This window comes from Hymenobacter sp. M1-2 (assembly GCF_057808495.1).
In genome coordinates this window covers 1-12,453 of record NZ_JBTYZO010000048.1, presented here as the reverse complement: position 1 = coordinate 12,453, position 12,453 = coordinate 1, and the positions used below count along the sequence as shown (strand labels likewise).

General features: G+C 59.6%; 8 protein-coding genes and 3 tRNA genes. 7 read left to right on the top strand and 4 right to left on the bottom strand.

What is annotated here, in order from left to right; genetic code table 11:
• Window positions 1–219: 219 nt before the first annotated feature.
• The 4 genes from ACYSMN_RS25315 to ACYSMN_RS25300 form a co-directional block, all read right to left on the bottom strand.
• The gene (locus tag ACYSMN_RS25315) at window positions 220–1,671 is read right to left on the bottom strand and encodes a toxin-antitoxin system YwqK family antitoxin (protein ID WP_488926726.1); all 1,452 of its coding nucleotides are present in this window, start codon (window positions 1,669–1,671) and stop codon (window positions 220–222) included.
• A gap of 195 nt (window positions 1,672–1,866) precedes the next feature.
• Window positions 1,867–3,048 carry an acetyl-CoA C-acyltransferase gene (locus ACYSMN_RS25310; RefSeq protein ID WP_488926725.1) on the bottom strand — a complete coding sequence of 394 codons (1,182 nt, stop codon included), beginning with the start codon at window positions 3,046–3,048 and terminating at the stop codon, window positions 1,867–1,869.
• Between the two features lie 134 nt (window positions 3,049–3,182).
• Window positions 3,183–4,175 (bottom strand): hypothetical protein, encoded by a 993-nt coding sequence (locus ACYSMN_RS25305; protein ID WP_488926724.1) that lies wholly within the window; start codon window positions 4,173–4,175, stop codon window positions 3,183–3,185.
• A complete protein-coding gene (locus ACYSMN_RS25300; RefSeq protein ID WP_488926723.1) occupies window positions 4,172–5,143 on the bottom strand; it encodes a vWA domain-containing protein in 972 nt (323 codons plus the stop codon). The genes ACYSMN_RS25305 and ACYSMN_RS25300 overlap by 4 nt, the downstream gene beginning before the upstream one ends.
• 200 nt (window positions 5,144–5,343) lie before the next feature.
• Between ACYSMN_RS25300 and ACYSMN_RS25295 the strand changes: the two genes are divergently transcribed.
• The 7 genes from ACYSMN_RS25295 (at window position 5,344) to ACYSMN_RS25265 (ending at window position 12,180) form a co-directional block, all read left to right on the top strand.
• Window positions 5,344–5,431 (top strand) — tRNA-Ser (locus tag ACYSMN_RS25295).
• 77 nt (window positions 5,432–5,508) lie between these two features.
• Window positions 5,509–5,582 (top strand) — tRNA-Pro (locus ACYSMN_RS25290).
• Window positions 5,583–5,635: 53 nt separating this feature from the next.
• A tRNA-Arg gene (locus ACYSMN_RS25285) sits at window positions 5,636–5,709 on the top strand.
• Between the two features lie 199 nt (window positions 5,710–5,908).
• Window positions 5,909–6,184, top strand: a complete 276-nt coding sequence (locus tag ACYSMN_RS25280; protein ID WP_488926722.1) for an ArsR/SmtB family transcription factor — start codon at window positions 5,909–5,911, stop codon at window positions 6,182–6,184.
• Between the two features lie 216 nt (window positions 6,185–6,400).
• Complete coding sequence (locus ACYSMN_RS25275) at window positions 6,401–7,486, top strand: efflux RND transporter periplasmic adaptor subunit (RefSeq protein WP_488926721.1); 1,086 nt, start codon at window positions 6,401–6,403, stop codon at window positions 7,484–7,486.
• A 38-nt stretch (window positions 7,487–7,524) separates the two neighbouring features.
• Window positions 7,525–10,602 (top strand): efflux RND transporter permease subunit, encoded by a 3,078-nt coding sequence (locus ACYSMN_RS25270; protein ID WP_488926720.1) that lies wholly within the window; start codon window positions 7,525–7,527, stop codon window positions 10,600–10,602.
• A gap of 273 nt (window positions 10,603–10,875) precedes the next feature.
• Complete coding sequence (locus ACYSMN_RS25265; protein ID WP_488926719.1) at window positions 10,876–12,180, top strand: TolC family protein; 1,305 nt, start codon at window positions 10,876–10,878, stop codon at window positions 12,178–12,180.
• Window positions 12,181–12,453: the final 273 nt, after the last annotated feature.

Genomic DNA, 12,453 nt, shown 5'->3' with positions numbered 1-12,453 from the left:
TTCTCAATGTGTACCAAAGCGCAAATAGGCAGGATGGAAAGTCTGCAAAAGTAAGCCAGATTGTTTACTGTCCCCCTACTCAAGTGCCGCGTCGTTTCGATAACAACGAACACGAGAAGTAGGTGAAGCCGATGCATTCAGACACTGCATTAGCACCTTAGCCGCTCCGGCCTCAGCAAAACGAGAGAACTACTCGCAGCAAAAAGGCTAATCATTCCTTCATTTCCTTCCCACCGGAGGCCTCTTTCCCGCTGGTTTTCCGGCGGGCGGGGCTTGCCCTTCGGGTACTTCCTGCCCATTGCGGAAAGTTTTCTTTTGCTGCACCGTGGTACCATCCGGCCCGAAATAGGTCCACTCTCCGGACTCTTTGCCGTTGCGGTAGAAGCCGCTCACTTCGGCAGTGCCGTCTTCGCGGAGCTGGCGGAAAGGGCCAGTTTTGAGGCCCTTGACGTAGGTGGTTTCCGCTTTGAGCTTGCCCGAAGCGTAGAATTCCTGCCCGAGGCCAGTAGGCTTGCCGTTCTCATAGAGCAGCTTGCTGAGCACGGTGCCAGTAGGAGAAAAGATCAGCTTTTCGCCGGCCAGCCGACCATTCACATAGCTTTCCTGGCTGGCGGGCTGCTTGCCGCCAGCGTGAAATGTGCGCCACTGCCCCGCCGGTTGGCCATTCTTGAACTGCTGTTCCGCCCGCACGGTGCCATCTTCGAAATAGGCCGTCACTTTTCGGTCGCGGGCTTGGTTGGCGTACTCCGTTTTCTGCTCCGGCTTGCCCGATTCGTAGAAGTCTTCTTGCGTGCCCGTTAGTACGCCTTGGCGGTAAGTCATCTTGCTCTTGATGGCTCCACTTTCGTAGTAGGCTTTGGCGGGGCCGTCGAGGTTGCTGGTGCCACCGGCCATGCTACGGGCCTGCTTGGTGAGGTCGTCGCCGAGCGGGTTTTTCACGGCGCGGCCCGTGAAGGTGGTAGCCACGTAGTTGCCTTCGGTTTGCAGCTTGCCGGAGCGGTAGTAGCTGCGGTAGCTGCCCTTGCCCGACTTATCGGCCAGCACCTCGGTTTCTATCTGGCCGTTGTCGTAATAGGTTTTATAGGGCCCCGCCAGTAAGCCGCGGCTATATGTGGCTTCGCTCTGCACCTGGCCGTTAGGAAAATAAGTCTTCACTGGTCCATTCGCTTGCCCGTTCTCGTAGCCGATTTCCACCTTCGGCTTGCCCGACGGATACAACTCCCGTACCGTGCCAGCCGGCTGGCCATTTGTGAGCGTGGTTTCGAGCTTCACTTCGCCATTGGGATGATAATAGCGGAGCATACCGCTGGGCTGGTCGTTTTCGTAGGCGCCTTCCTGGGCGGTTTTGCCCGTGTCGTAGTAGGTTTTGAACGGCCCCTGGCGCACACCCTGGTTGTAAGTTACTTCCAGACGGCGCTGGCCGTTGGGATGAAACTCCACGTAGGCCGAATCACGTTTGCCGCCCGCGTAACGAGTTTGCGCTTCAAGCTTGCCAGAACGGTAAAACCGTTTGTAGGGCCCTTCCATCACGGTGTCACCAGCCACCACTGCCGAGTATATTTCGCGCTTGCGGGTGTTGGTAGAATCGTAATACGTGGTGAAGCGCCGCATCTTCTGGGCGTGCGCAGCCGTGGCAAAAAGCAGCAGCAAAGCAAAAGCAATCCATTTCATAGCAGCAAGAACGCAACTATGCCGCAGATAGTGCAGGCACACATTTCCCGCAGAGCCCGCAGAGGATAGGGCAGAGGTGCGCGGAGCCGAACTGCTCGAACCCAAACAAAAAGCCCCGCCAAGCGGCGGGGCTCTAAGCCAGCGAAAATCGTCACCGAAATCCGCGAAATCCTTTTAATCTGCAAAATCCGCGATTCAGAGGCGTTCTACTACTACGCTGCTGGCACCACCGCCACCGTTGCAGATGCCAGCTACGCCGATAGTGCCGCCTTCGTTGTGCAGCACGTTCACCAGCGTCGTGATGATGCGCGCGCCCGAAGCGCCAAGCGGGTGGCCGAGGCTGACGGCGCCGCCATATGGATTCACCTTGGTGCCTTCCAGGCTCAATAGCTGGTTGTTAGCTAGGCTCACCACCGAAAAAGCCTCGTTGATTTCGTAGAAATCCACGTCTTTGGCTTCGAGACCAGCGTGCTTGAGCGCCTTTGGAATAGCCAGGGCCGGCGAAGTAGTGAACCATTCCGGTGCCTGCTCGGCGTCGGCGAAGCCCCGGATGCGAGCCAGAGGTTTCACGCCGAGTTCTTCGGCCTTTTCGCGGCTCATGAGCAGCACGGCAGCCGCGCCGTCGTTGAGGGTAGAGGCATTAGCGGCCGTCACGGTGCCTTCCTTGCCGAAAGCAGGCTTGAGGCTGGCAAACTTGGTGAAATCAGCCTTGGTGTACTCCTCGTCGTCTTCGACCACCACTTCCTTGCCACGCACGGAAATAGTGACGGGTACGATTTCGTCTTTCTTCTTACCGGCCTTGGCGGCGGCGGCGCTCCGCTCGTAGCTCTGCTGCGCAAAGGCGTCCTGCTGCTCGCGCGTGATGCCGTAGTGCTTGGCCGTAGCGTCGGCGGCGTTGCCCATTGCGTAGTCGTGGTATGGGTCCCAAAGACCATCTTTCATCAGGCCATCAATCATCTGGCCGTGGCCGTATTTGGCGCCGAAGCGGGCTTTATCCAGGTAGTAGGGCACGTTCGACATGCTTTCCATGCCGCCAGCCAAAATCACGTCGGACTGACCCAGCATAATGGCCTGCGCGGCAAACATGATGGCTTTGGTGCCAGAAGCGCACACTTTATTTACGGTGGTACACTCCACGGTGTCGGACAAGCCGGCTTTCTTGGCCGCTTGGCGAGCTGGTGCCTGACCCAGGTTAGCCGAAATTACGTTGCCCATAATCACCTGCTCCACTTCTTGCGGATCAACACCCGCTTTTTCCAGGGCACCTTTCAGCGCAATAGCGCCCAGCTCCGTAGCCGACAACGACGACAAACTGCCGCCAAAAGAGCCGATAGGAGTGCGCACGGCCGCAACGATGACCACTTCTTTGATTTGCATATAATGAGGGGTGGGGTTGGTTGGAATCTGTCTGCAAAGGTAGCAACAACGCGGAAGGAGGAATTAGCTCAATGAACAATGAACAATGAACGCCTAGCTCGGCAATTACTCATTGTTAATTGGTCATTGGAAGTTCACCACGTAGGCTTGTTCGGGTCGGGCTTGGTGGTGCTGGGCCGCGGCAATTGCTGTAAATACTGCTGCTCAGCGGCGCTTAGGGCTTCGAGCAGCTGTCGTGCCTGGCCAGTGCTGAGATTCATTTGTTGCAGGCGGGCTCGCTGGGTCTGGAGCTGGGCTTCATCGAGGGCGGCAGCTTCGGTGCCGGCGCGGTTGCTGGTGCCGCCGGGAGCTTCGGGTCCGGTATCCTGGTCGCTGAAGCCGCGTGTGTTGCCTGGTTCCGTGCCCCGTGCCATAGACCGCTCTTTGCCCTGGCCCGGCCGGAAACCACCAGTCGCCGCGTTGCCGGCGTCGTTTGAGGGGCGACTGGCATCCCGTTGACCTTGCTGGTCGGGGCGCTGTTGCGGGGCGTTGCGTGGGTCCTGCGGGCGAGCGGGGTCGTTCAGTTGGTCTTGTTGGCCCTGGCCTTCGCGCGGCTGCGGTTGGCGGGTAGGGTCCTGCTTTTTATCCGGATTAGTATCGGCGCCAGGATTTTCCGTGGTGGCTGGCGGCGGGATATCGGGATTTTCTTGTCGGCGGGCCAAATAATCGCTGATTACCTCATAGTTGTGGCGGGCGCCGGCATTGGTTGGGTCGGCGAGCAGCGCTTGGCGCAGTAAACTCAGGGCCTGCGTGTAATCGCCTTTAGCTGAAGCCAGTACAGCCAACTGTTGCGACGCCACGCTCCGTACGGCTGCCGTACGGCTGGCGAGCAGCCGGCCATATGCTGCACGGGCCTCGGCCGTTTGTCGGGCCTGGGCGCTGGCGTGGCCTAAATTGAGCAGGACTGTTTCGTCGGTGGTTCCTAGCTGCCGGACCGCCTTTCTATAAAGAGAAGCCGCCGCCGCAAACTGGCCGCGCCGATATGCCAGCTGCGCCTCCTGCACGGCTTCATTACGGTCGTGAATGCGGCTCAGGCCTCCCCAGCCGCTCAGCAGCAAAAGCAAAAACAAGGTGGCAATCAGTCTCATAGCTTGATAACGCGCACAGTCAGCAGGACATCTAGTACCATCAGGGCCAAGGCTAGCAACAATGGATAGCGGTAACGGTTGTCAGCCACCGATACCGTTCGTACTTGCTCGGTCTGGCCTTCCAGCCGGTTGAGAGCATTTACCAACAACGGAAATTCATCACGCCGATCCGACAACTCGAAATACTGCCCCCTGGTTTGCTCGGCCAGTCGTTGCAGCGGGGTGGGAGCGAGGCGGGTCACAGCATCACGGCCACGGGAGTCGCGCACGTAGCCACCGGCGGGTCGGGGCAGGCGGCTGCCTTCCAGTGTACCGACACCCAGCGCATAGAGCCGCACGCCGGAGCGAGCCAGCATGCGTAGCGTCGGCTCTAGATTCTCCCCAAAATCCTCGCCGTCGCTCACCAATACCAAAGCTGTGGCGCGGGGAGTAGCCGTGGGAGGCAACTTATTGAGCCGATTAAGTACCAGTTCCAGTGGCGGCGCCAGGTCAGTGGAGCCCGCCGCCACGAGGTTGGTTTGCAGCGTGCTCAGGAACAGCTGCAATGCGCTTTGGTCGTAGGTGAGCGGGCATTGCACGTAGGCGTCCGCCGCGAATACAATGAGCCCAATCCGGTCGGCCTGAAATCTGGTGATGAGCGTAGCCAGCTCGGCCTTTGCCTTTTGCAAGCGGGTCGGGGCTATGTCAGGCGCATCCATAGAGCGCGATAAATCCACGAGTAGCCACACGTCTTTGCCGGTGGTACGCACGGGCCGACGGGTGAGCCCATAGGCCGGGCCCAGCAGCGCCACGCCGAGCAGCCCCACGTACAGAAACCGAAGCAGAAATTTCCAGCCTAGCCGCCAGCCGCGCTGCCCGAGCGGTGCCGCCAATCGGCGCGTGCGCAACACGTAGCCCACGTACAGCACAAAAAAAATGCTGACGGCTACGCCTTCCGGCCAGGAGAACGGATAGGCCCAGGTTAGCACGGCAGATGAGAAGGCAACAGAATGAGTATCATATCAAAGCGCAAAGCCGAGCGGCCTCGCCACCAGCAAAGATAGAAGTTCGGGGGCGGCATGGGCAGTAGGAGGCTAGTTTGCCTTCGCAAGATTTTTTTTTAGAAACACAGTGTTTATCGGTTCTACTCGTATATTTGCGCACTCTTCAGCCGGAAGAGACCACCAATGGAGAGGTGGGTGAGTGGCTTAAACCAGTAGTTTGCTAAACTGCCGTAGCTCTAAAGGTTACCGGGGGTTCGAATCCCCCCCTCTCCACATTTCTTGAAAATGAGGAATTGAGAAGGAGCAACCAGAGTTCTTTAGTGCTCCTTGTCAACTCCTCATTTCTTTTTCGGGGTGTAGCGTAGCCCGGTATCGCGCCTGCTTTGGGAGCAGGAGGCCGCAGGTTCGAATCCTGCCACCCCGACGCAATTCAGATAGCCGTCAGCCCACCATTGGGGCGGGCGGCTATTTGTTTTTGACCCCGTAGCTCAGCTGGATAGAGCAGCTGCCTTCTAAGCAGCCGGTCATTGGTTCGAATCCAATCGGGGCCACGTTGATGAGTAGCCACTTAGCTTGCATGCTGAGTGGCTTTTTTGTTGATGGTTCATACTGGAACCATTAGTCGATTAGGGGGCTACTTATGATGGCAACAACAAAGCCGATAGCAGGCTACCACAGGAAACCATTCTGGAGACGAGACGGTTAAGACGCATCAATACATGCACATGTATTAGCTACCTTTAGCTCCTCATGGATACCAAGTCCCTCGTTAAAATCGCCAAAGCGCTTAGTGACCCCAATCGTCTGCGCATTTTGCAGGAGATTTCGCAGGCCCCGCAAGTAGCTTGCGCTGATTTATTTGATGTGGCCCCAGTCAGCCAGCCGTCGATGTCGCACCACGTCAAGGCGTTGGTGGAGTCTGGGTTAGTGGAGTCGCGCAAGGAAGGACGTTGCGTGCATTTGTCAGTGAATCCAGAAAAACTTCGAGAGCTAGAAACCTTTCTGCAACTGCTGAAAGTGAGATAGCCCCGCAACCAGCTGAGATAAATAATCAGCTGGTTTTTTGATTCTCGAAAACATCGATTGTTGTTTATGTGTTTATGAAAAACATCCTGGCAGTCGACTCAAGGTCTTTGGCATGCAATAACTCGTGCTGAGGCTCAGCCAATGACCAAAATTTTTTACCAAAACACATTAACGCATTATTATCAATTGATGCGTACTCTCACAACCCGAACACTAATGACAACCACATTCTTCTCTTCCCGGGCCTTGCTACTGGGCGGCCTATTACTTCTCGTCTTGTTGGGATTTGGCCTGCCCAAACTGCTTTCAGCCAAGAAAACCGCGCCGGCTGCCGCCGGAGCCGCGCCGGCCGGTCCGCCCCCGGCAGTGCTGGTCGACGATTACGTGGTGCGCACTACGGCCGTGCCCGACGAGCTGCAAGCCACCGGCACCATTCAGGCCAACCAGGAAGTGCAGCTCGTGAGCGAGGTGGCCCGCAAGGTTACCGGCGTATATGCTCCCGAAGGCACCACCGTGGCCCGCGGCACTCTGCTCTTCAAACTCGACGACGCCGATTTGCAGGCGCGCCGCCGCAAGCTCAAACTTCAGGAAAAGCTGGCCCTGCTCGACGACCGACGCATGCGCGGCCTGCTCCAAACCGAATCGGTGACGCAACAGGAATACGACCAGGTGTCGACCAACCTGCAGGTGTTGCAGGCCGACCTGCAACTGGTGGACGTGGAGCTAGCCAAAACCCAAATCCGCGCCCCATTCGCTGGCAAAATTGGTCTTAACCACGTGGACCTGGGGGCTTACGTGACACCCAGCACGGTGCTCACTTCGCTCGAAGATGTGAGCCAGGTGGAAGTTGCCTTTACGATGCCGGAGCGCTACGCCGCCGAAGTACGGACCGGCCAGACCATTCAGTTCACCACCGAAAATAGCGCTGCGCCGCACACGGGCCGCATCATCGCCACCGAGCCGCGCACCGAGGTCAGCACGCGCAGCCTGCTGGTGAAAGCCGTGGCTCCTAATACTAAGCGGCAGTTGGTGCCGGGCATGTCGGCCAAAATCAGCTTTGCCTTGCACGCGGCTACCGCCACCTTGGTGGTACCGACGCAGGCGCTAATTCCCACGGCTAAAGGTTACTCGCTCTACGCCATTAAAGGCGGTAAAGCGGATTACCGCGACGTGACCACCGGCACCCGCAGCAGCGGCGTGGTGCAGGTCCTGACGGGACTGAGCGCCGGTGATACGGTCATCACCACCAATCTGCTCCGGCTGGGCCCGGGCGTGCCCGTGCAGGTAGCCAAGGCTCAGTGAGGCGACTCATTTCTCTTTCATTTTCAAGTTTCTAGCTCATGAGTTTATCGAGCGTTAGCATTCAGCGGCCGGTGTTGGCCGGGGTGCTCTCTGTGCTTATTCTATTGTTCGGCGCGGTGGGTTTCTCCTACCTGGGCGTGCGCGAGTACCCAGTTACCGATTCGCCCATTGTGACGGTCACCACCTCGTACCCGGGAGCCAGCCCGGACGTCATTGCTTACCAGATCACCAAGCCGCTGGAAGAGTCCATTGGCGAGGCCAATGGCATTCGCACCATCTCGTCGGTGTCGCGCGAGGCTGCCAGCGTGATTACCGTTGAATTCAACCTGAATGCCGACTTGGAAGCGGCCGCCAACGACGTGCGCGACAAGGTGGCGAAGGCCATCCGCCTACTGCCGGCCGACGTGGACCCGCCGGTGGTGGAGAAAGCTTCGGGCGGCGACGGCGTGATTTTCATGGTGGTTGAAAGCAAAACCAAGAGCATCTTGGAAGTCAGCAATCTGGCTTCCACCGTTATCAAGGAGCGGATGCAGACCATTCCCGGCGTGAAGCACGTGGGCGTGGCGGGCGAGAAAAAGTACGCCATGCGTCTGCGCATCGACCCGGCCAAGCTGGCGGCCTACCAACTCACGCCTGCCGATGTGGAACAGGCCCTGCGCAAGGAAAACGTGGACCTGCCCGGTGGCCGCATCGAAGGGGATCGTAACGAGCTGACCGTGCGCACGCTAGGCCGGCTGACGCAGGCCGACGACTTCAACAACATGATTGTCAAGCAGGACGGCAACAGCATTGTGCGCTTCCGCGACATTGGCTTTGCCGAGCTGGGTGCCGAAAACGAGCGAACCGCGGTGTTCAACGGCTTGCGGGGCAACGCGGCCTGCGTGGGCGTGTTCGTGGAGCCGCAGCGCGGAGCCAATGAAATTGCCATCGCCGATGAGTTCTACCGTCGCTTGAAGGAGCTGCGCAAGGAGGTGCCGCCGGAGTACGAAATGACCATCGGCAAGGACTTCACCGAGTCGATTCGGGCATCTATTTCAGAAGTAGAAGAGACCTTGCTCATTGCCTTTGGGCTGGTAGTGGTCATTCTGTTCGTGTTTTTGCGCGACTGGCGCTCCACCATTATTCCGGTGGTGGCCATTCCGGTGAGCATCGTGTCGGCCTTCTTTATCATGTACCTGGCCGGCTATTCCATCAACGTGCTGACCTTGCTGGGCCTGGTGCTGGCCATCGGGCTGGTGGTGGACGACGCCATTGTGGTACTGGAAAACATTTACGCCAAGGTGGAAGAGGGCATGACGCCGCTGCAAGCCGCCTTCAAAGGCTCGGCGGAAATCTACTTCGCCGTGATTTCGACCACGATTACGCTGGCGGCGGTGTTTCTGCCCATCCTGTTTCTGCCAGGCATCACGGGCAAGCTGTTCCAGGAGTTTGCGGTAGTGGTGGCCGGCTCGGTCACGGTGTCGGCCTTCGTGGCCCTGACGCTTTCGCCGATGATGAGTGCCTACCTGCTCAAGCACCGGGAGCAACCCAACTGGCTGTACCGCAAAACTGAGCCGTTGTTCGTGGGCCTGAACCAGGGCTACGAACGGTCGTTGGGTTGGTTTCTGCGGGTGCGGTGGCTGGCCCTGCCGGTGCTGCTCCTGACGGGCGGGCTGGCTTACTGGCTCGGCAAGCAACTGCCTTCGGAGCTGGCCCCGCTCGAAGACCGCTCGCAGGTGGCCATGATTATGGTGGCACCGGAAGGCTCTTCGTACGAATACACCGAAAAGTACGTCAACGAGCTGTCGCAGTTCGTGGTGGACTCGACCAAGGATTTGGGCCTGTTTCAAACCTACTCCTTGCTGGCCCTGACCTTCGGGCCGCCCGCGCCCGTGAACGTAGCCATTCAGCAGACCTTCCTCAAGAAAGCCGAAGACCGTACGGCCACGCAGGCGCAGGTGGCGGCGGTGCTAGGCCGCAACGCGCAGAATTTCCGGGGCGTGCTCGTGTTTCCGGTGCAGCCGCCCACCATTGGCAGCCGGTTTGGCGGCGGGCAGCCGGTGCAGTTCGTGCTTCAGGGCCCCACGCTAGCAGCCGTAACCGACGTGCTGCCGGCCTTTATGGCCGAAGCTCGGCAGAGCCCAGTGCTGCGCTTTGCTGACTCAGACCTCAAGGTGAATAAACCCGAGCTGGTGCTGAGCATCGACCGTGACAAAGCCGCTGAGCTGGGCATTTCGGTGGCCGAGATTGCTCGCAGCCTGCAACTGGCGCTGAGCGGGCAACGCTACGGCTACTTCATTTTCAACGACCGGCAGTACGACGTGGTGGGCCAGCTGCAGCGCCAGAACCGCGACACGCCCTACGACTTGCGCTCGGTGTACGCCCGCACCCGCAGCGGCGAAATGGTGTCGCTCGACAACCTCGTCACCTCCAAGGAAAGCATCAGCCCCGCAGCCATTTACCGTTACGACCAGGCCTTGTCGGCCACCGTATCGGCGGGCCTGGCCCCGGGCCTAACTGTGGGTGATGGCGTGGCCGAGATGCAGCGCATTGCCAAGAAGGTATTGCCGCCGACCATCAAAACCTCCCTGGCCGGTGAGGCGCGCGACTTTTCGGAAAGCGCGTCGAGCCTGGTGTTGGCTTTCGGGTTTGCGCTGGTGCTGATTTACCTGATTCTGGCCGCGCAGTTTGAAAGCCTGATTGACCCGCTCATTATTCTGCTGACCGTGCCCATGGCCCTCACCGGGGCGCTGCTTAGCTTGTGGCTGCTCGACCAGACGCTGAACGTGTTCAGTCAAATCGGCATCATCACGCTCGTTGGTCTCATTACCAAGAACGGCATCCTCATTGTCGAATTCGCCAACCAGGCCAAAGAGCAGGGCCTCACGCCGCTGCAAGCCGCGCAGGCGGCGGCCGCCTCGCGTTTTCGCCCCATCCTGATGACGTCGCTGGCCATGATTTTCGGCACCATTCCTATTGCTCTGACGGTGAACAGCCGCAGCTCGCTGGGGACAGTCATCGTGGGCGGGCTGGTGTTTGCCGGCTTCCTGACGCTCTACGTCATTCCGGCGGTGTACTCCTTCCTCTCACGCAAGCACAAGCCCGTGCTGGTAGTCGAGGAAACCGCTGTGGCGTAACCCCATCCCCGGCCCCTCCCCTCCGGGAGAGGGGTGCCAGACGCAAGAGCCGTCAGAACGCACCCCTCTCCCGGAGGGGAGGGGCCGGGGGTGGGGTCTACGGGCCTGCCGGTTGTGCAAGCCGACTTGCAGACCGCCCTCACTACGCTCCGACTTTGCTCGGCGCAACTGCTTTCTCTCCTCCTTTCTGACTCCTAGAGTCAATTCCTAACCATGCGATTTTTTGCTTTATCAAGCGTAGCCGTCAGTCTCCGGTTCGTCCTTCTGGCTGGTTTGCTAGCCTTTTCCCTGCCCGCCGCGGCTCAATTGCCGCCTCTTACCATTGACGGAGCCGTGGCCCTGGCGCGGGAGAAAAACCGCGACCTGCAAATTGCCAACTTGGCCGTGGCCAAAGCCGCCCAACGCAGCCGCGAAGCCCGCGGCGCGGCCTTGCCTACCGTTTCGGGCTTTGGGCAATACCTGTACAATTTCCAACGACCGGTGTCTTTCTTGCCCGGCAACTTCGCGGGCCTGGCCGACAACCAAATTGCCAACCTGCGCGTGGGCGGTGACCAGGCTTTTGTGGGCTCGGTGGGGGTGTATCAGCCGCTGTTTCAGGGTGGGGTGAAGTCTGGCATTCGGGCGGCGGGCCTCGACGAAGTGCGCAGTACTGCCGAGGCGGCCGTAACGGCGAGCCAGGTAGTGACGGCCGTGCGCAAAGCCTACCTCAACGTGCTCATCACCGAAGAACAACTTCGTTTGCAGCAGCAGAGCTTGGCCCGCAACCAGCAGGCCCTGCGCGATGCCCGCTCGCTGCTGCTCCAGGGCCGCGCCTCGCGGGTCGACACATTGCGCGCCTACGTGAACGTGGAGAATATACGGCCCGACATCCTGCGCCTGACCAACGGCATCGCCATCGCCAAAACCGTGCTGGCCACCACCATTGGCTTGGACGCCGATAAACCGCTGACGCTGCAAGATTCGCTGTACTACGATGAGAAGCCCCAGCCTCTTACCAACGAGCAGGCCTACGCCCTGGCCTTGGAAAACCGCCCCGAGCTGCGCCAGCTGCAACTCACGCAGCAGTTAAACGAGGAACAAGTCCGCCAGGCCACGGCCGTGGGTCGGCCCCAATTGGCCGCCACCGGCAACGTGCAAGCCCAAGCACAAGCCTTCGACCTGCGGCTAGGCGACTACCAGTGGCCAGTGAGCTCCTACGTGGGCTTGCAGGTGGCAGTGCCCATCTACAGCGGCGGCCGAGTACTTGCGCGCGCCCAGCAGGCCCGCATCACGCGCCAGCAAACCGAGCGCGGCCTGGCCAACGAGCAGGAGCTGATTCGGGCCGAAGTGCTCACTAGCGTGTCGAGCGTGCAGGAAGCCCGCCGCCGCGTCGAAACGCAGCAGCAAACTGTGGCTGCTGCCGCGCTGGGCTACCGCATCACCCGCGACCGGTGGCGCGCCGGCATGGCCTCCCGCCTCGACCTTACCGATGCCGAGCTGGCGCTGACCCGCACTAAGTCCGGCTACCTGCAAGCCGTGTACGACTACCAAATCGCCACTGTCGACCTGGACCGCGCAGTGGGCCGCACCACCAACTGAAAAACAAACTTTCACTAATCCTATCAGGGGATTTTCACTTCCATGGACCTTTTTCATTTCACCATGCAACAGCTGGCCCCTTACCCGGCCCAGCTCAGCGAAGGCTGCATGCCGGCCGACTCTAATGATTCAACTGGCTGCGCCGCCATTAGCCCCTGGCCGGGGCCCATTCCACCCGTCAGCCCGAGCTTGAGCCCCGATTTAGGCCCAAACTCTTCAACGCTTGGTGTGAGTTAACAACGGAAGAGGTCCGCAAAAGCCAGGGCTGGCCTT